Here is a 20,038-nt window from a genome sequence, read left to right as displayed (position 1 = left end):
GCACTGGCGCGATCCGGCCGATCCGCGGCTTTTCCATCTTCTCGACTTTGACAGGACTTTACTTCGGGGTACCGTTCGCGAGGAACAGTTGACGAGTCCCGGAGTGGAACACCGCGGAGGGTCCCGCATCCGTCGAAGGGGAGCTACGGAGAGCGCGGTCCTTCCGTTCGCAGGCATGCGCGGAAACGGGGGTATATGGCGGTGTACATAAAGTCGTCCATCGGCGTCCTTCTGGCCTTCACCGGCATCGTGGCGGCACCGGAAGAGACGCCTGTCATGCAGGTAGCACGAATCTTTCTGCAGATAACCGGAATCGGTTTCGGGTTATACTGCGTGGCCGCATTCGGCCTTTTCCTCGCCGGTGTGCGGATTCGCGCCGCGGCCGGTGTAAGGGCCAGGCGTTCCCGGGAGTGGCCATGATCGGCCAGCTCGCGGTGGCCGGCAGCCTGGCGATCATCGTGCTGGCCGTCTCGTACAACAGCGGAATGTTCGTGCTGTCCCAGCGCCGGACGCCGCATCCGCGCGAAACGGGAAGGGAGCGAACCTATGTCTTCATGCTCGCGTGCCTGAACGAGGAAAAAGTGATCGGCGAAAGCCTGGCGCGCCTCGCCGATCTCCCGCTGGCCGACTTTATGGTCCTCGTCGTGGACGACGCGTCCGACGATGGAACGGCCCAAATCGTCACCGCGGCCGCGGCGTCCGCGCCGGGCCGAATCCATCTCTACCGGCGCGTATTTCCGGATGCCCGCAAAGGAAAAGGCGCGGCGCTCAACGCCGGACTCGAATGGCTGTCCGAAACGAACGTCCTGGACGGTCGAGACCCGCACGACGTCATCATTTGCGTGGTGGACGCCGACGGCCGCCTCGATCATCACGCGGCCGAACAGGTCGACCCTTTCTTCAACGATCCGGGCGTTGGCGCGGTCCAGGTGGGCGTACGCATGTACAACCGCCACAATCGTCTTCTCGCCCGGCTGCAGGACATGGAATTCGTCGTCTACGGCGAGATCTTCCAGAACGCCAGGCGGCATCTCGGCAGCGTCGGGATGGGCGGCAACGGCCAGTTCATGCGGCTCGCCGCGCTGCGCTCGCTGCCCGGCAGGCCGTGGAGCGACTGCCTCACCGAGGACCTCGACCTCGGCGTCCGCCTGATCGCGGCCGGGTGGGCCAACGCGTACTGCGGCACCGCCGCCGTCCACCAGCAGGCCGTCCTCACCGTGGGGCGGCTGCTCCGGCAGCGGTCCCGCTGGTTCCAGGGGCACATCCAGGCGTCGCGCCTCGCGCCGCTGATCCTGCGCACGATCGCGCCGCGGCCGGCGGCGGACCTGCTGTACCACCTGTCGAGCCCGGCGCTGCTGCTGCTCACCTCGCTGCTGCCGATCTCGTTCGCCCTCATGCTCGGCGACACGGCCGTCGCCTCGATCCGGACCGGGACCAGCCCCCTGTCCCTGTGGTGGCTGCCCTGGTTCTACGTCATGACCTTCGGCCTCGCGGCCGCCTACGCGTTCGTCTACCGCAAGCGTGAGCCGGTGAGCAGGCCGTACTCGCTGCTGCTCGGCCACCTCTATGTGATCTACGGCTACGTCTGGTTCGTGTCCGGCTGGTGGGCCGTCGGCCGCGTCCTCACGGGCAGGCACACCTGGCTCAAGACCGCACGGACCTAGGCAGGACCCCCACCCCGACTTCCGCCGCGCGACGCCCTCCCCACGTGGGCGTCGCGTCATTCCGACCATGCCTGCGAGGAGCAGAGACAATGGCTGTTCTCCCCCAGCGTGACCCCGCACGGAACCGGCCGCGGAACGTCGTGACCGAGCCTCCGGTCCGGGCCATGCTCGTCCTCGGCACCCGGCCCGAGGCGATCAAGCTCGCGCCCGTCGTCCGCGCGATGGACGCCTCCCCGCTCTGCGAGCCGATCGTGGTGAGCAGCGGCCAGCACCGGGAGATGCTCGCGCCGATGCTGGCGGCCCTCGACGTCAAGGCGCACGCCGACCTCGCCGTGATGCGCGACCGGCAGCGGCTGTCCGGGCTCACCGGACGGCTGGTCACCGCCCTCGACGCGGTCCTCCGCGCCGAGCGTCCGGACGTGGTGGTCGTCCAGGGCGACACCACCACCGCGCTGTGCGGCGCGCTCGCCGCGTCCTACGAGCAGGTCCCCGTCGCCCACGTCGAGGCGGGGCTGCGCACCGGCAACCTCTACAACCCGTTCCCCGAGGAGCTGAACCGCCGGCTGATCACCCGCATCGCCCGCTGGCACTTCGCGCCGACCGAACGCGCCGCGGCCTGCCTGCGCGCCGAGGGGATCGCGGGGCCGGACGTCCACACGACCGGGAACACCGTCATCGACAACCTCCACTGGATGCTCCGCCAGGACAGGGGCGAGGTCGCGTTCCGCACCGCCGGCAAGCGGATCCTCGTGACCCTGCACCGCCGCGAGAACCAGGGCGGCGGGATGCGCGGGCTCGCCGGGGCCGTCCGCCGCCTGGCCGACCGGGGCGACTGCGAGGTGCTGCTCCCGCTCCACAAGAGCCCCGCGGTGCGCGAGGCCCTGCTCCCCGGGCTGTCCGGGCATCCCGGCGTCACGATCTGCGAGCCGCTCGGCTACGCCGACTTCACCGCGACGCTCGCCGCGTGCGACCTCGTCCTCACCGACTCCGGCGGCGTCCAGGAGGAGGCCCCCAGCCTGGGCAAGCCCGTGCTCGTCCTGCGGACCACCACCGAACGTCCCGAGGCGATCGACGCCGGGGTGGCACGGCTCGTCGGGACCGACCCCGGCGAGGTCTACGCGGCGGCGACCCGGCTGCTGGACGACCCCGCGGAACGCGACCGGATGGCCCGCGCGGTCAACCCGTTCGGCGACGGCCGGGCGGCCGGGCGGATCGTCGACGCGCTCGTCGGCGACTGCCTCCGGACGGACGCCGTGCGCCGCGCGGCACGGGACTGAGCCCTGCCGCATGATGTCGACCATGACACCCTCCGCCATGCCCCGCGCCTTCCGATGGTCGCCCGCGCTAGCCCTGGCGGCCCTGCTCACCGTCGCCGCCGTGACCGCCGTGCTCGACCGCGGCGGGGACCGGTTCGTCCGATGGCGGGACGGCACCGTCCACGGCCCCTGGCGTGCGGTGTTCGACGGCCACGGCGCCAACGGCTCCCGCGGCGGGGTCATCTCGCTGCGTCCGAAGCCGGCCACCGATCCGGCGGAGACGCACGCGGGCCTTGTCGTCTCCCAGGCGCGGTACGGGCATATAGACTTCCGCCTGCGCGCCCGCACCGTCGCCCAGTTGCGCGACAAGGCCCCCAACCCGTGGGAGGCCGCGTGGATCGTCTGGGCCTACTCCGACGAGCACCACTTCTACTACTTCATCCTGAAACCCACGGGCTGGGAGCTGGGCAAACGCGACCCCGCCTACCGGGGAGGGCAGCGGTTCCTCGCCACCGGCGAGCGCTCCTTCGCCATCGGCAAGTGGTACCGGGTCAGCGTCGTCCAGCGCGGCGCGACCATGTCCGTCCGGGTGGACGGACGGCCGGTGACCGAGTTCACCGACGTGGAACGTCCGTACGCGGGAGGCGCCGTCGGCCTCTACACCGAGGACGCGGAGGTCGAGTTCCGCGAAATCTTCGTCCAGGCCCGTCGCTAGGCGTCGCTGGACACCGCACTAGGCGTCGCCGCGGAGGGCGTGCAGGACGGCGGTCTCCGCGGCGGAGTCGCGGAGCTCGGAAGGGCCCTCGGTGAGCGGGCGGAGTACGGCGCGGGCAGCAGCGTGCGGGTCGGGCCACAGCGCGGCGTTCAACACGGAGGTGAACCAGCCCAGCATGTTGGCGGCGGTCCGCTCGTCGTCGCTCAGGTTGGAGCGGGCGAACGGGTCGTTGAGTGATCCGCCTGCCTGACGTGAGCGCCGCAGCCAGGAGCGGACGTGCGTGCCGAGTTCGGAGCCGGGTGGGACGGTGACCGGCTCGCCGCGCTCGGCCGCGGCGACCGCCTCCGCCAGGCCGGGCGTCCCGTCCACGCCGAGGACGGAGGCCAGGCGCATCGTCTCGCGGGCGGCGACGGCGCGGAGCACGTCCGGCGGGGCGGCCTGGAGGGCCGCGATCACGGCGTGATCGGTGGGGGCGTGGGACAGCTGGGGCGGAGCAGGGCTGAACCACGGTTCGATCTCGGCGGACGGCAGCTCTTCGGCCAGGGCGTCCGGATGCGGGACGGCGCCGGTGATCAGGCCCGCCAGCAGCAGGGCCGGGACGTACGCGCTCGGCACGTAGCCGTCGTCCTCGCCGTCTTCGCCGTCTTCGTCGTCCTCGTCGTAGGCGTCCAGGTCCAGGCCCACCGCGCGCATCTGCCCGAGCAACCGGTCGGGCTCGCTCCCCCAGCGATGATCGGGCCAGGTGGGTTCGAACGCGGTGACCAGCGTGCCGTCGACGGCGTACCGGAAGGCATGGTCGGCGTAGTCGTGCCGCTGTACCGCCACCGCCTCGGTGCCGTGGGACAGCGCCGTCAGCGGCTCTTGAAGCGAGCCCTGAAAGCCGTTGGGCTCGATCAGCACCGTCCAGCCGCCGAGGTCCAGCGCGAACGCGAACTCCGCATAGCCCGCCTCGTACGACATGGACGCCTCGCCCGCCTCCGCCAGGGTGCGGGGACGCAGCGTGTCCGGCAGCCCGCCCAGACGCGACAGCGCCTCGGTCTCATCGACCCCCTTGAGGAAGGTGAGACAGAAGATCTCGCCGAGCGGACCGCCGCCGTCGCCGTCGATCCACTCCACGCCGTCGTGCGTCACCTTGAGCATGGCTCCTCCGGAAGGTCGTCGTCGGTGGCATGGCCCGAGAATCATGGCAGCGTCCTGTGACAAAGGACGGCGAGTCGGACGAACGCCCAGCCCATCGGCGGAACGCCGGCCGGACGCCGGGCGTCGCGGCCGGGTGCCGGGCGCGGAGCGGGCAGGCTTACCGTGTACGCATGACCCCACGGGCCGACGCCGACGAGGTGACCGAGCAGCCCCGCGTTCCGCTGAGCCGGAGGCGGGTGCTGCGCGCGGCCGTGGCGCTCGCCGACCGCGACGGACTCGGCGCGCTCACCATGCGCCGGCTCGCGCAGGAGGTCGGGGTCGAGGCGATGTCGCTGTACCACCACGTCGCCAACAAGGAGGCCGTGTTCGACGGCGTCGTCGAGGTGATCCTCGGGGAGATCATGGCGGCGGTGGACGACGTCGACGCCCCGCCTCCGGAAGAGGATTGGCAGGCCGCGCTGCGCGCGCAGATCCTCGCGGCGCGGGACGTGTTCCTGCGCCACCGCTGGGCCCCGCAGGTCCTCGAAAGCCGTTCCGCCACGAGCCCGCTCGTCATCGCCTACTACGACCATGTCGTCGGCGTTCTCCGGGCGGGCGGTTTCTCCTACGAACTGGCGCACCGGGCGCTGCACGTCCTGGGCAGCCGCGCCCTGGGTTTCACGCAGGAACTGTTCTCCCCCGACGGCGCCCAGGCCCCTGCCGAGGGAGCCGACGCGATCATGGAGCAGATGGCGGACCGGTTCCCGAACATCGTCGGGATGATGGCGGACGCCGTCCACAACGATCCGGACGGCACCCTCGGCTTCTGCGACGACCAGTTCGAGTTCGAGTTCGCGCTCGACCTGATCCTCGAAGGGCTGGAACGGCGCCGCACCGCCGGTAGGTGACCCCCGCCGGTCCTCATGGCACACCGCTGAGCCCGCACTTTCCCGGCGGCCCTTGACTCCCTTACGCCGTACGATAACCTTACGGCGTATGACAACCTTACGCCGTACGACGGACGGCGTCGCCCGCCGAAAGGAAGAGCCCATGAAGGCTTGGAGCTGGGACCGCTACGGCCCACCCGACGTGCTCGCCCTCAAGGACGTCGGCGAACCCGGCATCGCCCGCGACGAGGTCCTCGTCCGGGTGCGGGCGGCGTCCGTCAACCCCTACGACTGGCGCCATGTGGCGGCCGACCCGAAGCTGGTACGGCTCGTGGTCGGCCTGCGGCGACCGAAGCCGGGCCTCGTCCTCGGCGCCGACCTCGCCGGGGTGGTCGAGCGGGTGGGCGACGGCGTGACCGGGCTGCGGGCCGGCGACGAGGTCTTCGGGGAGGTCAGGCTGGGCTCGTTCGCTGAGCTGGTCGCCGTCCCGCAGGACAGGCTCGCCGTCAAGCCCGCCCGCCTCACCTTCGAGCAGGCGGCGTCGGTGTCGATGGCCGGCATCACCGCGCTCCAGGGGCTGCGGGACGTCGGAAAGATCGCCGCCGGGCAGCGCGTCCTCGTCAACGGGGCGTCCGGCGGCGTCGGGACGTTCGCCGTCCAGCTCGCCAAGGCGTTCGGAGCCGAGGTCACCGGCGTGTGCAGCACCCGCAACGCCGAACTGGTCCGCTCCCTAGGCGCGGACGACACCGTCGACTACACCCGCGAGGACTTCACAGAACGAGAGGGACGATACGACCTGCTCATCGACAACGTGGGCAACCGCTCGCTGGCCCGGCTACGGCGCGCCCTGACCGCTCGCGGGACGCTGGTGATCGTGGGCGGCATCGCCTCGGGCCGCGGCGGGCTGCTCGGCCCGGCGGCGCAGGTGTACCGCGGCGCGTTGACGCCCCCGTTCGTCAGCCAGCGCATCGGCACGGTCCATTGGAAGCCCAATTCCACGGACTTGCGCTTCCTCGCCGACCTCATGGAAAAGGACCGGCTCACGCCCGTCATCGACCGGACGTACCCGTTCGACCAGATCCCCGAGGCACTCCGCTACATCGAGCAGCGCCACGCACGAGGAAAAGTCGCCATTGCCTTCTGACCGTCCCGCCCGGGCCGGGCAACGCAAAAGGCGCCCCGAGGTTGGGGCGCCTTGGCGTTGTTGTCGCGCTGGTCAGGCGCTGACCGCCCGCTTGTAGAGGCGGGTCGCCAGCGGGACGAACACGAGCAGGATGACGGCGATCCAGAGCAACGACGCCGGGATGGCGTGCTGGATGGGCCAGGCGTCCGACGTCTTCATCGCGGTGCTGGTGTTGCCGAACAGTTCCCGCGCCGCCTGGGTGAACGTGGAGACGGGATTCCAGTCCGCGACGACGCGCAGCGGCGTGGGCAGTTTGGAGCTGTCGATGAAGGCGTTGGAGACGAACATCAGCGGGAAGGAGACCATGGTCGCGATGTTGTTGAAGTTTTCCGGAGTGCGCAGGGCCAGCGCGACGGTCGCGGTGAACCAGGAGAACGCGTAGGCGAAGAGCAGCAGCAGCGCGAAGCCGAGGACGGCCTCGTACGGCGAGGTGTGCACCCGCCAGCCGACGACCAGCCCCATCCCCGCCATGACGACGAGGCTGGCGAGGTTCATCAGCACGTCGCTGACGGTCTGCCCGATCAGCACCGCGGACGGCGCCATCGGCAGCGAGCGGAACCTGTCGAAGATGCCCTTCTGCAAATCCAGCGTCAGCGTGTAGCCGGTGGTCTGCGCGCCGATGATCACGGCTTGGACGAAGATGCCGGGAAGCAGGAACTCCTTGTACGACATCCCGGGAACGTCGATGACACTTCCGAAAACATAGGCGAACAGCAGGATGAGCACGATCGGGAGCATGAGGGTGCTGCTGAGCAGGTCCGGCTGCCGCCGGATCTTCAGGGTGTTGCGCCTGGCGATCGTCCAGCCGTCGGCGATGGGCATCGTGATGGCGTTCATCGGGCGGCCTCCTCGGCCTGCGTGTCGGTGCCCGCGCCGGACGTCTTGTGCCCGGTCAGGGTGAGGTAGACGTCGTCGAGGGTGGGGCGGCGAAGGCCGGCGTCCCGCACCCGGACCCCGGCGCCCGCGAGCCGGCCGAGGACCTGGCGGAGCGCCTCGGGCCCGTCGGTGACCGGGACGGTGATCTGCAGCGATTCCGGGACCGTCCGCATCGCGCCGACGGCGACCCAGCCGAGCGTCTCCCTGGCGGTCTCCAGCTCGGCGGCGTCGGTCACGGTCAGCTCGATGCGGCTGCCGCCGACCTGGTCCTTGAGCTCGTCGGCGGTGCCGCGGGCGATGGCGCGGCCGTGGTCGACCACCAGGATCTGGTCGGCGAGGCGGTCGGCCTCCTCCATGTACTGCGTGGTCAGCAGCAGCGTGCTGCCGCCCGCGACGAGTTCGGAGATCGTCTCCCACAGCGCTGCGCGGGCGCGGGGGTCCAGGCCCGTGGTGGGTTCGTCCAGGAAAAGGACCGGAGGGTCGGCGACCAGCGCGCCCGCGAGGTCGATGCGGCGGCGCATGCCGCCGGAGTAGCCCTTCACCGGACGGTCGCCGGCGTCGGTGAGGTCGAAGCGTTCGAGCAGCTCGCGGGCGCGGGCCTTGCTGCGCTTGGCGCCCAGGTGGTAGAGGCGTCCGACCATCTCCAGGTTCTCGGCGCCGGTGAGGTGCTCGTCGACGGCGGCGTACTGGCCGGACAGCCCGATCTGCGCGCGCAGCCGGCGGGCGTCGCCGACGACGTCGAATCCGGCGACGGTCGCGCGGCCGCCGTCCGGGCGCAGCAATGTGGTCAGAACCCTTACCGTAGTGGTTTTCCCGGCGCCGTTCGGCCCGAGCAGGGCGAGCACCGTCCCCTGCGGGACGGAGAAGCTCAGCTCGTCCAGAGCGGTCACCTCGCCGTATCTCTTGACCAGTCCTTCGGCCGTGATCGCGTCGCTCATGAGGGGTCTCCTTCGTGACGTTCGGGGGGTCAGGAACGGTGGACGTCGATGTCGCCCCAGTTGGTGTGCGCGTGCACCTCGACGACGGCGTCGGTGGTCTCGGGTCCGTCGGCGGCGGTCAGGGAGTTGCGCACCACGCCGTTCTTGGAGTTCAGATCCAGCAGGGCGGCCGTGCCCTCGGGGATGCCGATGCCGACCTTCCCGTGGCCGCCCTCCACCTGGACCCTGCCGTTCACCGCGGCGCCGATCCGGATCCGGCCGTGCGCGGACTTGGCGGTCAGGCCCGCCAGCATGCGGTCGACCGTGATGTCGCCCGTGCCGGACTTCAGCTGCAGGTCGCCGGTCACCTCGCCGAGGCTGATGGTGCCGGTGGAGTTCTTCACCGTGCCGGTTCCGTCGACGGTCCCGATCCGGATCGCCCCGACCGACCCGGTCACCTCGACGGGCCCGGTCACCCGGTCCACGGTGATCTCGCCGATGGACGTCCTGGCCTCCAGCGGGCCGGTCTCCTCCAAGCGCAGGTCGCCGTTCGAGCTGTGCAGGACCGTCCGGCCGAGCACGCCGGTGGCGATGAAGCTCGCCATGCCTCCCGCGGCCACTCCGGCTTCGACACCGGACCCGGTGGGCAGCTCGACGGTCACCTCGATGGACCCGCGCCAGGTCCGCAGGTACCCGAGGCCCTTGGGCCGCGGGCCCCTGACCCGCAGCCGTCCGCCGGAGAACTCGACGACCGTCCGCTCGGCGGTCTGCACGCACGCCTCCAGGGACGGGTCGCTGGGCCGCACCTCCACCACGGTGTCGGCGCGGTCGGTGGCGTGGATGTGGACCTGGCCGACGAAGACGTCGATATCGGCGATGATCGGCTCGGGCGTGTCGAAAGTTGGCATGGCGGAGCCCTCCTCATGGGTCCGGTGGAACATCCCGGCCGCGCGGCCGGGCGATGAGTGATGGGGCGGGCGGGTGGCGCTAACGCACCCAGCCGGTGTAGCTGCGCCCGCTCTGGGGCTGCTGCGGCCGTGCGGCGGGACGGCTCCCGGCGCCGGCCTCGCACGCGGCGGAGACGGCGCGGACCAGCCAGGCGTTGACCGAGATCCCCTGCCGGTTCGCCGCCTCCTCCACCCGCGTCTTGAGGTGCTCGGGCAGCCGCAGGGTCATCCGCGCGGTCCCGCCCTCCTCACCGGCGGGCGGCCCGGCGGGCGGCGGCCCGGTTTCCCAGGCGGTCTCCGTCCCGCCGCCGACCGCGCTTTCCGGGGCGGGCTGCGGCGGCGTCACCACGAACGCCGGGTCGCCGCCGCGCAGCCGCACGTCGACCGAACCCGGGGCGAGCTCGCTGGTGATCTCGTCCGCCGCGGCCGACAGCGCCTCCAGCAACGCGAGCCGCGCCGCCGACTCCAGGACGCCGGTAAGGCGCTCGGCCAGGGCGCGCGCCTCGGGCCCGCCCGCCTCAGCGGCCACGACGAGTTCGCGGCGAAGGTTCTCCACGTACGGCATCAGGTCCATGCCACAAGTATGGCGTCAGACTGACGTCACGTCAACCGCCAATCTGACGTCACTCCGACGCGGCAGCGACGTCAGCCCTCGCGCACGGGACACGTCACGCCACCATCCCAGCTAGGCCCGACTGACGACAACAGAGCGTGTGATGTTGATTGCGGTGGGTTATCAACCAGGCGGCGCGTCCGCTGCGGGCGGGCCTCGACGAGAAGGGACGCATCGTGGAGCTTCGTTTCATCGGCACCGGCTCGATCCTGAGCGACCGCATGAGCGCGTCCGCACTCGTGGACGGCAAGCTGCTCATCGACACCCCGAACGGATCGATGAAGGCGATGCGGCGCGCGGGCATGGACCCGACATCGGTCGACATCTGCCTGATCACGCACTTTCACGCCGATCACTTCTTCGACATCGTCTTCCTGTTCCTGGAACAGGGCATCCAGCACAGCCGCGACCGGGACCTGGTGCTGATCGGGCCGACCGGATTCGCCGAGCGGCTGGAGGAGCTCTTCGAGCTCGCCTATCCCGGCACCTTCGCCGACCTCAAGACCAGGGTGCCGCCGCGCTATGTCGAGTTCGGCGAGCAGGGCGGCGACTGGTCCGGCGACGGATACACCATTACCGCCCTGCCCATGCAGCACACGGTCCCCGCGCTGGGCTACTCCATCGTGGACGAGTCCGGCGCCCGGCTCGGGTACACCGGCGACACCGTCCATTGTCCGTCGGTGGAGAAACTCGCGGGCGGAAGCGTCGCGATGGCCATCGACACCTCGTTTCCCGGGCAGGGCAAAGTCGGGCACATGGGGCTCGACGACGTCGAAGCCGTGGCCGGCCGCTGGCCTGACCTCCCCCTTCTCGCGACGCACGTGAGCGACGACGTAACGGCGTCATCGCGTCCGAACATTCTGTTCCCGGCCGACGGTCAGCAGTTCACCATTGACGCCGACGGTCTTCACGCCGCAGGAAACTGAAGGCCGGAACGGACGCGCGTCGCCATCGGGCGGCTGCTCCTATCTGGCCGGCTCGGAAGCGCTGTAGCGTTGCTCGAAGTGATGGAAGGCGATCTCCTGCCGCCATTGCAGTTGAGCCTTGGGGCTGGAACTCAAGAGTGCGGCGCAGGCCGGTCCCGGCTGGGACGCTTCGATTTCAGACTGCCGGCATGCCCGGTCGAGTTGGTGGACGTCGCGCGAACGCCAGAGGCTGCGGCCTTGGATGAATGCGTGCTCCAGTGATGCGCGCGCGAGGGTCTTCAGATCCGTGTACGTGAGGTCGAAGTCACGTAGTGCGCGAAGGTACTCATGAGACAGATCGGTGTGCTCGATTCCCTGGTCGTCGGTGGAGAGAGTGACGGGCACGTTGTGGGCGCGGTAGAGGGTGAAGGGATGCCGCGCCCCGCAGACCCTCAGGATCTGGCAATTGCTGGTCAGGTTGATCTCGACCAGGACGTGCCTTTCCGCCATGGTCTTCAGCGTCTCGGCGGAATCGGCCTCGCCCGCGATGTCGACGCCGTGGCCGATCCGTTCCGCCCCCGCGACGGTGACGGCTTCGTGGATGTGCGATTTCAGTGCGTCCGGCCCGGCGAATCGGGGCGTGAGTTCTCCGGCGTGCAGCGTGACGTGCGCGGCGGGGTGGGCGCGGTGCAGGTAGCCGACCATCCGCATCTGCCGGCTGTATTCCTTGATCGCCCTTGGGTCGTCTTCGGGCGCCACCAGGTTCATGCCGACCACGTTGGGATCGCGTTCGGCCAGGACGGCGCCGAGCAGCAGGTCGGCGAAGACCACCGAGGGCTCTCCGAGGCGGTTGACCTGGTGGTCGATGCGCACGGCCAGGCGGCAGGCGGGGTCGGGACGGTCGGCGCCGCAACCCAGGAGCCGCCGCATCTCGGCGATGTCGGCGTCGGTCTCCGCGGCCGCCTTCGCGACGATGCGGTCGAAGCCCGGAGCGCCGGTGATCTTGGCGGCCATCGCGGGGAGGTCGTCGGTCCAGTCGAGCTTGGAGGCGAGGTCCTTCATCGCTCCGGTCTGCCGGCTGATCAGGGGCTCCAGGTAGGAGACGTTCTGTTTCGCGGCCTCGGAGGCGACGGCGGCGAGCATGGCGCCCTTCTGCGTGGTGGCCGCGCCGAACTTGCCGAAGGCGGCGAAAAAGTGATCGTGCCCGGATTCCCCGCTTTTCGCCGTGAATCCCTTCATCGACCATGCGCGCATGACGCGGTCGTAGAAGGCCCGGTCGGTTCGTGTGTCGGCAGCGGGTCTGGCGCCGTCCTTGCACGGCGGGGCGACGGCGGTGTCGTTCTGATCGATGCACAGCCCTTCGGCGGCGGCCTTGTCGATCAGCCAGCCGGTCGCCACCGCACCGGAGAGGTGAGTGTGCAGGTCGCCGCCCTTGGGCAGCTCCCTGGTGAACACGCTCAGGCGGCCGGGCTCGTCGCGGATCTGATCCAGGTAAGCCTCCACCCGTTCGTCCGGCGCGTCCTGCGCGTCCGGCGCGTCCTGGGCCAGTGCCGTGGCGGCGGGTGACGAACCGGCCATGACGGCCGTGACGGCCAGAGCGGTGAATCCGACCAGAAAACGGCGTCCGCCCGTACGTCGACAATGCATGCGTTCCCCCGGATGAAAAGCCTCGGCCATCACCCTTGGCATGCTCGGAAAAGGCGGCGGCCTCCCCCGGGAGGAATCAAATAGTTGATCATCTGATCGTCATAGCGGGGCTCAGGCGAGCAGGTGGCCCAGGCCCCTGGCGGTGAAGAGGAGGCCGAACACCAGGACGAGGACGAGGGTGAGCGCCCCGTTGTGCAGGATGAGCCATTGCCGCATCCGTTGCAGGGGTTTGTCGGCGTTCTCGCCTCTCGCCTGGACGACGATGAACGGCGCGAGCACACCGGCGCTGCCCAGCACCACGAAGATCGCCGCGAGCAGCGCCCGCTCCCAGAAGGTCAGCGGGACGAGGCTCTGGGCGAGCGCGGCCCCGGCGAGGGCGCTGAGGTTGATCGGGTTGGCGACGACCAGGAGCACCGCCACGCCCGCGATGCGGGCCAGGGACATGCGGTCCATGGCGCCGATCCAGCCGGGAACGCGCGGGGCCTCGCCCGCCCGGCGCCGGGCGGCGCGGCGCGCCCCCAGCACCGCGAACGCGATCAGGGCGAGTCCGATGGCGAGGATCAGCGCGGCGATCCAGGCGGGCGGGTCGCCGCCGGTGACGTCGGCCGCGCCGAGCAGGAGGGTCAGCCCGAGCAGGGCGCCCCAGCTGGTGAGCAGCCACGCGATCTCGAAGATCAGGGTCTTGCGCAGGCCGCCGGCGCTGATCAGCAGCACGATCACCGCGACGACGGGGAACGGTGAGACGAGCAGGCCCACCACGTACGGGAGCATCCCGGCGAAGGCCTCGATCATTGGTGTGCTCCGTCCTGCCGGTAGGCGTCGAGCGCCGCCTCGTTGGAGTCGTAGTGGGTGAGGTCGCCGAGGCCGTAGTGGACCAGCAGGTCGCGCAGGGACCGGGGGGCGCGGGCGACGGCGAAGGTGACGCCGCGGTCGGCGAGCTTGCCGGCGGTGTCCGCGAGGGTCTGCGCGCCGGTGGTGTCGATGTCGGTGATCGCCTCGGCGTCCAGGACGAACCAGCGCACGTCCCCCGACGTCGTCAGGTCGTCGACCTGGGCGGCGAACTCGGCGGCGTTGGCGAAGAACAGCTCGTTCCCGAACCGGTAGAGCACCAGGCCCGCGGCGGCCTCCTGCGGCCGGGACGCCGCGGTGAAGCGGCCGTCCGGGCCGGGCCCGAGCGTCGTGCCGCCGGGACGCGCGGCGCGCCGCACCACCTCCACCGCCGAAAGCAGGAACGCGATCACCACGGCGGTCAGCGAGCCGAGCACGGGGACGCCGAGCATGCAGACGGCCGCGATCCAGAACTCCGAGCGGCGCAGCGTCCACAGGCGGCGCAGCGCGGGGAGGTCGATGAGCCTGACCACGGCGACCGCGACGATCCCGGCGAGCGCCGCGGCGGGCAGGTATTTCAGCACCCCGGAGAAGAACGCGAGCAGGACCGCCACGACGGCCGCGCAGACGACGGCGGGGATCTGGCTGCGGGACCCGGTGGCGTCCATCGCGGCGGTGCGGGACGCGCTCGACCCGACCGTGATCGACTGGGTGAGCCCGGCGCCGATGTTCGCGAACCCGAACGCGCGCAGCTCCCGGTCGGCGTCCAGCGGGTAGCCGTGCTGCTCGGCGTAGCGGCGCGCGGTGAGCAGCCCGTCGGCGAGCGTCACGGCGCAGATCGCGATCGCGCCCGGGATGAGCGACGCCCAGCGGCCGAGCGAGACGTCCGGCCAGTGCGGCGCGGGCAGCCCGGACGGCACCGGCCCGAGGATCGCCACCCCGTGCTTGTCGAGCGAGGCGACCGCGACCACGACCGTCGCGAGGACGAGCGCGATCAGCGGGCCCGGCAGCGCGGGGGCGTACCGGCGCAGCGCCACGATCAGCGCCATCGTCGCGACGCCGACGATGACGCTCCACGGCTTCGCGTCCGGGATCCCGGTGATGATCTGCCACAGCTCGGGGAAGAAGTCGTCCGCCGTGGTGCGGATGCCGAGGATCTTCTCCGCCTGGCTGGTGAGGATCTCGATCGCCAGCCCGGCGATGAACCCGACCAGCACCGGCTCGGACAGGAAGTCGGCCAGGAACCCCAGCCGGAACACCGCGAACAGCAGGAACACCGCCGCGCACACCAGCGCCTGCGCGTAGGCGAGCTCCACGTACTCCGCGCTGCCGGGCTTGGCGGCGATCGCGCCCAGCAGCGACCCGATCAGCGCGGCGATCGGCGCGTCCGGGCTGGCCACCAGCTGCCGGGACGAGCACAGCAGCGCGAACACCAGCATCGGCACGATCGCCGCGTACAGGCCCGTCACCGGCGGGAGCCCGGCGATCTGGGCGTATCCGATGTTCAGCGGGACGGCGAGCGCCGCCAGCGTCGCCCCGGCGAGCACCTCGCGGGGCAGCGCCGACCGCGGGACGCCCCGCAGCCCCCCGGCCCAGCGCGGCGGACCGGCCGAACGCGAAGGACCGGCCGGGCGCGGCGGATCAGCATCGGTCAAGCGGACCCCCACCCCTTGCCGTCTCAGGACGCACAGCGGAGGTACCCGGCGCCTCGCCACGAAATGACCAAGAACGCGCCAGCATCGATCACCCCGTCGTTTGCGGCGGCGGGAGGTGCGGCAGATTCTCTGCACGACTCCGCCGCAGACGTCCGAGGCCGGGAAGGTTCCGATGAACGTCCACGCATCCGCCGCCTCCCACGAGGACACCGCCTCCCACGCGAGCACGGCCTTCCGGGCGTCCGGTTAGCGGGGTGCTGCCCGGGCTCGGCACGCTTCGCCGGTACGAGAGGGCCTGGCTGCGGCGCGACGTCCTCGCCGCGCTCTCGCTGTGGGCGGTGATCGTCCCGCAGGGGTTCGCGTATGCGCAGCTCGCCGGGCTGCCCCCGACGACCGGCCTGTACACCGCGTTCGGCGCGATGCTCGGCTACGCGGTGTTCGGGCCGGCGCGGCGGCTCAACGTCGGGCCGGAGTCGTCGGTCGCGATCGTGGTCGCGGGCGTCCTCGCGCCGCTGGCCGGCTCCGACCCGGGACGGCACACCGGGCTGGCCGGGCTGCTCGCGCTGCTGGTCGCGGGATGGCTGCTGCTGGGCTACGTGCTGCGGGCTTCGGTGCTGATGCGGCTGCTGTCCACGCCCGTCCTCACCGGGTACCTGGCCGGGTCGGGGGTGGTCATCATCATCAGCCAGCTCAGCAAGATCACCGCGGTGGACAGCGGCAAGGGCGACTCGCTGCACAAGGCCGGGCGGTTCCTCAGCGGGGTGACCGGGACGCACTGGCCGACCGTGCTCTGCGCCGCGCTCACGGCCGCCGCCGTCCTGGCGATGCAGCGGTTCACGCCCAGGATCCCGGGGCCGCTGGTCGCGCTGGCGGTGGCGACCGCCGTGGTCGCGGCCGCCGGGCTGGACGACGTCCTGCGCGTCCTCGGGTCGGTGCCGGGCGGGGCGCCGATGCCGGAGATGCCGGACGCGCGGTTCGGCGACGTCCCCGACCTGCTCGTCCCGGCGCTCAGCATCGCGCTGCTGGCGTACGCGGGCACCGTGCTGACCTCTCGCGCGCTGGAGGCCGAGGAGGGCCGCGACACCGACGCCCGGCAGGAGTTCCTCGGGCTCGGGGCCGCCAACGCCGCGTCCGGGATGCTCGGCGGGTTCCCCGCCAACGGCAGCGGCTCGCGGAGCATGCTGCTCGCCGCGTCCGGCGCCCGCTCCCAGCTCACCGGCATCATCGCGGCGGCCGTCGTCGCGGTGACGGCGGCGACGCTGCTGCCGCTGGTGCGGGACCTGCCCGACGCCGCGCTCGGCGCGATCATCATCGTCACCGCGGTCCGGCTGATCGACGTCGCCGAGCTGCGGCGGCTGTGGCGGATCCGCCGCTCCGACCTCGTGCTGGCCGCCGTCACGGCGGGCGGGGTGCTGGTGCTCGGGGTGCTGCAGGGCATCGTGGTCGGGGTCGTCGTGTCCCTGCTGGAGGTGCTGCGCCGCGCGATCATGCCGTACACGGCCGTGCTCGGCCGGACGGGGGAGAGCACCGCGTACCGGGACATCACGAACGTCGCGGACGCCGAGACCGTGCCGGGCCTGATCGTCTACCGGTTCGACGCGCCGCTGTACTTCGCCAACGCCGACACGCTGCGCTCCGACCTGCGGCGGCTCACCGGCGAGGCCGACCCGCCCGCCCGGCTCGTCGTCGTCAACGCCGAGGCCATGTACGACATGGACACCACCGGCGTCCAGACCCTGCACCGGGTCCTGGACGATCTGGAGGCGCGCGGCACGCGGCTGGCGCTGGCCCGCGTCCGCGCCCCGGTCCGGGAACTGCTGCGCGCGACCGGGCTGGAGGAGCGCATCGGCCGCGACCGGATGTACCACCGGGTCGCCGACGCCGTCGCCGACTTCGAGCGCCCGGACGGACCCTGACCCGCCCCCGCGACGGCTACTGCCCCACGCTCCCGGCCTTGATCGTGCGGCCCTGGGTCGTCTCGACCACCACCTGCGAGCCGCCGGGGACGACCCCGTCCAGGCGGGCCAGCAGGTCCTGAAGCGGCGGCAGGCCGGAGGGCGTGCGGACGGAGATGTGGAACGTCCTGGATTCCGTCCGGACGCTCGTGACGCCGGCGCCGGGCTCGGCCTCCAGCCACTCGGCGGCGACCTGTTCCACCCGGTTCTCCCACGCCGCGAACAGGTAGTTCGCGGCGGTGCTGAGGGTCAGCGGGACGAGGACGAGCAGCCCGAGCCCGCCGAGCGCCAGGGTGGCGCGGGTGCGCGTCCGGCCTGGTGGCGGGGCGTCCAGGTAGCCGAGGGCGGCGAAGACGAACGTCCCGGCCAGGACGAGCGACAGCAGGTTCGACAGGAACAGCACCATCGCGCCGAGTGCGAGGACGGGCGCGCCGTCCCCGAGGCACACGCCCGCCACGACCAGCGGCGGCACGAGCGAGATCGCGATCGCGACGCCGGGCAGCACGGCCGCGACGTCGCGGCGGGCGAGGGCGACGGCGCCGGCCAGCCCCGTCGCCAGCGCGGCGATCAGGTCGGCCAGCCCGGGCGAGGTCCGGCCGGAGATCTGGCTGTTGGACAGCAGGTCGTAGGTCCGCGGCACGGCCAGCGACGCCACCAGCCCGACGGCGACGACCGCGGCGGCCCCGCCGAGGACGAACGCGCCCGCGCCCGTCCTGGTCCGGTTGACCAGGCCGAGCGCCATTCCCATGATCGGCGTGGACAGCGGCGCGATGATCATGGCGCCGATGACCGTCGCGGTCGAGTCCGCCAGCACGCCCGCCGCGGCGATCACCGCCGACAGGACGAGCATCGTCCAGTACGCCGACAGGCTCGCCTCGCCGCCCGATCGCAGATCCAGCTCGGCGCTCAGCTCCGTCGGCGTCCGCCGCCGCACCGCCGGCACCAGCAGCTCCCGAACCTGGGTCAGCATCCGCACAGGGCAGGAAGATGCGCCGTCAAGCCGGGAAGGCCAGGTTCACGGGGTGACGATGTCGAAGTCGCGGTCGACGTCGTCCAGCAGCCCCATCAGCGTGGTGAGCGTCCGGGGGTCGCCGTCGGCCCTGATGTCGCCGAGATCCTGGGTGGCGACCAGGCGCAGCAGTTGCGGCTTCGTCAGCGTCAGCGTGAGGTCGGCCGGGGTGCCGTCGTGGGCGCGGGACTGCGTGAGGACGCCGTTGCCGAGGCTGAGCCTGATCTCCTCCTTGAGATCGGTGAAGTTCCAGTCGATGGTCAGGCGGTGCTCCCAGGCGCGCGGGCCGTCGACGCGGATGGCGATGGAGTCGAAGACCTGCTCGATGCTGAGCGCCATGAGGACGTCCGTGGACGAGGTGTCCAGCGTCTCGCTGGGCTTGTCGCCGCGCAGCTCGGCGGCGCCCTGAAGGTAGTAGCTCCGCCAGGTGCCGTTCTCGCTGCCCTGCCCGAGCCGGTCGTAGACCCGGGCGAGAAGCTCCCGGGCCTCGGTGTTTCCTGGATCGGCGAAGACGACATAGTTCAGGACCTGGGCGGCCCAGCGCGTCTCGCCCGCCTCGAACGCGGCCCTGGCCTTCGGCAGGACGCTCTGGGCCCCGCCCATGAACTCGACGTGCTTCTTCGCCGACTCCTCGGGAGGCAGCTCCCACAGGTGCGCGGGATTGCCGTCGAACCAACCCATGTAGCGCTGGTAGATGGCCTTGACGTTGTGGGAGACCGAGCCGTAGTAGCCGCGGGCGTGCCACGCCTGCTCCAGCGCGGGCGGAAGCTGGATCGTCTCGGCGATCTCGATGCCGGTGTAGCCCTGGTTGAGCATCCGCAGCGTCTGGTCGTGGAGGTAGGCGTACAAGTCCCGCTGCTCGTGCAGGAAAGCGGTGAGCTCCTGCGTCCCCCAGGTCGGCCAGTGGTGCGAGGCGAACAGCACGTCCGACTGGTCAGCGAACATCTCGATCGCCTCGGTGAGGTAGCGGGCCCATACCCGCGGGTCGCGCACCAGCGCGCCGCGCAGCGTCAGGATGTTGTGCAGGTTGTGGGTGGCGTTCTCGGCCATGCACAGCGCCCGCCGTCCGGGGAAGTAGAAGTTCATCTCCGCGGGCGCCTCGGTGCCGGGGGTCAGCTGGAACACGATCCGGACGCCGTCGACCGTCTCCTCCTGGCCGGTCTCGGTGATGAGCAGGGTCGGCTCGATCAGCGAGATCGTGCCGGTGGACGTGGTCGGCCCCAGGCCCGCGCCGATCTGGCCGGCCGCGTTCCTGGGCAGCTCCGCCCCGTACATGAAGATGGCCCGCCGGTTCATCGCCGTCCCGGCGTAGACGTTCTCGGCCACGGCGTGCTCGAGGAATCCCTCCGGGGCGATGACGGGGATCTCGGCGCCGTCCGGCACCACTCCCCTGACGCCGCCGAAATGGTCGGCGTGCGAATGGCTGTAGATGACGGCGGTCACCGGCCGGTCCCCCCGGTGCTCCCGGTACAGCGCCAGCGCGGCCGCCGCGCATTCGCTGGACAGCAGCGGGTCGACGACGATGACGCCGGTGTCGCCCTCGACGAACGTGACGTTCGACAGGTCGAACCCGCGGACCTGGTAGATGCCGTCGGTCACCTGGAAGAGGCCGTGCTTGGCGGTGAGCTGCGACTGCCGCCACAGGCTCGGGTTCGCGGTGTCCGGGCAGGGCCCGTCGAGGAAGGCGTAGGCGTCCAGGTCCCAGACGACCTTGCCGGACGCGTCCTTGATCTTCGCCTGCGACGCCGATCCGACGAAGCCCTTGTCGGCGTTCTCGAAATCGGTCCGGTCTTCCATCGACGGCATGGCGCTCACAGCTGCTCCCCGGAGTGAATTCGTCAGTACCCGAGCATTTCCCCCGC

Annotated in this window: 17 protein-coding genes; 7 read left to right on the top strand and 10 right to left on the bottom strand. The window is 71.3% G+C overall.

The genetic code is table 11. The annotated features are described in order from the left end of the window. Nucleotides 1-416 precede the first annotated feature (416 nt). From ACH35V_RS03685 to ACH35V_RS03675, 3 genes are all read left to right on the top strand, one after another. Nucleotides 417-1,664: a glycosyltransferase family 2 protein gene (locus ACH35V_RS03685; protein WP_395970076.1), complete on the top strand. Its 1,248-nt coding sequence runs from the start codon at nt 417-419 to the stop codon at nt 1,662-1,664. 140 nt (nt 1,665-1,804) lie between these two features. Next, nucleotides 1,805-2,941 (top strand): non-hydrolyzing UDP-N-acetylglucosamine 2-epimerase, encoded by a 1,137-nt coding sequence (gene wecB, locus ACH35V_RS03680; protein ID WP_395970075.1) that lies wholly within the window; start codon nt 1,805-1,807, stop codon nt 2,939-2,941. Between the two features lie 22 nt (nt 2,942-2,963). Next, the gene (locus ACH35V_RS03675) at nt 2,964-3,635 is read left to right on the top strand and encodes a family 16 glycoside hydrolase (protein WP_395970074.1); all 672 of its coding nucleotides are present in this window, start codon (nt 2,964-2,966) and stop codon (nt 3,633-3,635) included. Between the two features lie 18 nt (nt 3,636-3,653). Here the strand turns inward: ACH35V_RS03675 and ACH35V_RS03670 are convergent, their stop codons facing one another. Further along, nucleotides 3,654-4,775, bottom strand: coding sequence for a DUF6461 domain-containing protein (locus ACH35V_RS03670; RefSeq protein WP_395970073.1), 1,122 nt, complete (start codon nt 4,773-4,775; stop codon nt 3,654-3,656). Between the two features lie 170 nt (nt 4,776-4,945). On the opposite strand from ACH35V_RS03670, the gene ACH35V_RS03665 reads away from it, so the two are divergent. Together ACH35V_RS03665 and ACH35V_RS03660 are read left to right on the top strand one after the other, a co-directional pair. Further along, nucleotides 4,946-5,662, top strand: a complete 717-nt coding sequence (locus tag ACH35V_RS03665; protein ID WP_395970072.1) for a TetR/AcrR family transcriptional regulator — start codon at nt 4,946-4,948, stop codon at nt 5,660-5,662. Between the two features lie 142 nt (nt 5,663-5,804). Then, complete coding sequence (locus ACH35V_RS03660; RefSeq protein WP_395970071.1) at nt 5,805-6,785, top strand: NAD(P)-dependent alcohol dehydrogenase; 981 nt, start codon at nt 5,805-5,807, stop codon at nt 6,783-6,785. A gap of 72 nt (nt 6,786-6,857) precedes the next feature. On the opposite strand, the gene ACH35V_RS03655 is transcribed toward ACH35V_RS03660, so the two are convergent. From ACH35V_RS03655 to ACH35V_RS03640, 4 genes are all read right to left on the bottom strand, one after another. Further along, on the bottom strand, nt 6,858-7,661 hold the full coding sequence (locus ACH35V_RS03655; RefSeq protein WP_395970070.1) for an ABC transporter permease: 804 nt from the start codon (nt 7,659-7,661) through the stop codon (nt 6,858-6,860). After that, nucleotides 7,658-8,638: an ATP-binding cassette domain-containing protein gene (locus ACH35V_RS03650; protein ID WP_395970069.1), complete on the bottom strand. Its 981-nt coding sequence runs from the start codon at nt 8,636-8,638 to the stop codon at nt 7,658-7,660. The genes ACH35V_RS03655 and ACH35V_RS03650 overlap by 4 nt, the downstream gene beginning before the upstream one ends. Before the next feature lie 29 nt (nt 8,639-8,667). Then, a complete protein-coding gene (locus ACH35V_RS03645; RefSeq protein WP_395970068.1) occupies nt 8,668-9,525 on the bottom strand; it encodes a DUF4097 family beta strand repeat-containing protein in 858 nt (285 codons plus the stop codon). A 79-nt stretch (nt 9,526-9,604) separates the two neighbouring features. After that, nucleotides 9,605-10,138 carry a toxin-antitoxin system HicB family antitoxin gene (locus tag ACH35V_RS03640; protein ID WP_395970067.1) on the bottom strand — a complete coding sequence of 178 codons (534 nt, stop codon included), beginning with the start codon at nt 10,136-10,138 and terminating at the stop codon, nt 9,605-9,607. Between the two features lie 215 nt (nt 10,139-10,353). Here ACH35V_RS03640 and ACH35V_RS03635 point away from each other — a divergent pair, with 215 nt between their 5' ends. Further along, nucleotides 10,354-11,103 (top strand): MBL fold metallo-hydrolase, encoded by a 750-nt coding sequence (locus ACH35V_RS03635; RefSeq protein ID WP_395970066.1) that lies wholly within the window; start codon nt 10,354-10,356, stop codon nt 11,101-11,103. Between the two features lie 39 nt (nt 11,104-11,142). On the opposite strand, the gene ACH35V_RS03630 is transcribed toward ACH35V_RS03635, so the two are convergent. The 3 genes from ACH35V_RS03630 to ACH35V_RS03620 all read right to left on the bottom strand — a co-directional run bounded on the left by ACH35V_RS03630 (nt 11,143) and on the right by ACH35V_RS03620 (nt 15,212). Next, nucleotides 11,143-12,759 carry an adenosine deaminase gene (locus ACH35V_RS03630; RefSeq protein WP_395971128.1) on the bottom strand — a complete coding sequence of 539 codons (1,617 nt, stop codon included), beginning with the start codon at nt 12,757-12,759 and terminating at the stop codon, nt 11,143-11,145. Between the two features lie 81 nt (nt 12,760-12,840). Then, complete coding sequence (locus ACH35V_RS03625; protein ID WP_395970065.1) at nt 12,841-13,521, bottom strand: GAP family protein; 681 nt, start codon at nt 13,519-13,521, stop codon at nt 12,841-12,843. Beyond that, nucleotides 13,518-15,212 carry a SulP family inorganic anion transporter gene (locus ACH35V_RS03620; protein WP_395970064.1) on the bottom strand — a complete coding sequence of 565 codons (1,695 nt, stop codon included), beginning with the start codon at nt 15,210-15,212 and terminating at the stop codon, nt 13,518-13,520. The genes ACH35V_RS03625 and ACH35V_RS03620 overlap by 4 nt, the downstream gene beginning before the upstream one ends. Nucleotides 15,213-15,466: 254 nt before the next feature. Here ACH35V_RS03620 and ACH35V_RS03615 point away from each other — a divergent pair, with 254 nt between their 5' ends. Beyond that, nucleotides 15,467-17,128: a SulP family inorganic anion transporter gene (locus ACH35V_RS03615; protein WP_395970063.1), complete on the top strand. Its 1,662-nt coding sequence runs from the start codon at nt 15,467-15,469 to the stop codon at nt 17,126-17,128. 16 nt (nt 17,129-17,144) lie between these two features. Here the strand turns inward: ACH35V_RS03615 and ACH35V_RS03610 are convergent, their stop codons facing one another. Then, nucleotides 17,145-18,137, bottom strand: a complete 993-nt coding sequence (locus ACH35V_RS03610) for a DUF389 domain-containing protein (RefSeq protein WP_395970062.1) — start codon at nt 18,135-18,137, stop codon at nt 17,145-17,147. A 45-nt stretch (nt 18,138-18,182) separates the two neighbouring features. Next, complete coding sequence (locus ACH35V_RS03605) at nt 18,183-19,982, bottom strand: alkyl/aryl-sulfatase (protein ID WP_395971127.1); 1,800 nt, start codon at nt 19,980-19,982, stop codon at nt 18,183-18,185. Nucleotides 19,983-20,038: the final 56 nt, after the last annotated feature.

The organism is Actinomadura sp. 1N219 (assembly GCF_044326405.1).
Taxonomy (GTDB): Bacteria; Actinomycetota; Actinomycetes; order Streptosporangiales; family Streptosporangiaceae; genus Spirillospora.
This window is presented reverse-complemented; position numbering and strand designations above follow the sequence as displayed.

Excerpts from the sequence above, each read along its gene's own strand:
- ACH35V_RS03645 (WP_395970068.1), bottom strand. The coding sequence starts at position 9,525 with ATGCCAACTTTCGACACGCCCGAGCCGATCATCGCCGATATCGACGTC.
- ACH35V_RS03605 (WP_395971127.1), bottom strand. The coding sequence starts at position 19,982 with ATGCCGTCGATGGAAGACCGGACCGATTTCGAGAACGCCGACAAGGGC.
- ACH35V_RS03675 (WP_395970074.1), top strand. The coding sequence starts at position 2,964 with ATGACACCCTCCGCCATGCCCCGCGCCTTCCGATGGTCGCCCGCGCTA.
- ACH35V_RS03670 (WP_395970073.1), bottom strand. The coding sequence starts at position 4,775 with ATGCTCAAGGTGACGCACGACGGCGTGGAGTGGATCGACGGCGACGGC.
- ACH35V_RS03665 (WP_395970072.1), top strand. The coding sequence starts at position 4,946 with ATGACCCCACGGGCCGACGCCGACGAGGTGACCGAGCAGCCCCGCGTT.
- ACH35V_RS03650 (WP_395970069.1), bottom strand. The coding sequence starts at position 8,638 with ATGAGCGACGCGATCACGGCCGAAGGACTGGTCAAGAGATACGGCGAG.
- ACH35V_RS03610 (WP_395970062.1), bottom strand. The coding sequence starts at position 18,137 with ATGCTGACCCAGGTTCGGGAGCTGCTGGTGCCGGCGGTGCGGCGGCGG.
- ACH35V_RS03625 (WP_395970065.1), bottom strand. The coding sequence starts at position 13,521 with ATGATCGAGGCCTTCGCCGGGATGCTCCCGTACGTGGTGGGCCTGCTC.
- ACH35V_RS03685 (WP_395970076.1), top strand. The coding sequence starts at position 417 with ATGATCGGCCAGCTCGCGGTGGCCGGCAGCCTGGCGATCATCGTGCTG.
- ACH35V_RS03640 (WP_395970067.1), bottom strand. The coding sequence starts at position 10,138 with ATGGACCTGATGCCGTACGTGGAGAACCTTCGCCGCGAACTCGTCGTG.
- ACH35V_RS03630 (WP_395971128.1), bottom strand. The coding sequence starts at position 12,759 with ATGGCCGAGGCTTTTCATCCGGGGGAACGCATGCATTGTCGACGTACG.
- ACH35V_RS03660 (WP_395970071.1), top strand. The coding sequence starts at position 5,805 with ATGAAGGCTTGGAGCTGGGACCGCTACGGCCCACCCGACGTGCTCGCC.
- ACH35V_RS03655 (WP_395970070.1), bottom strand. The coding sequence starts at position 7,661 with ATGAACGCCATCACGATGCCCATCGCCGACGGCTGGACGATCGCCAGG.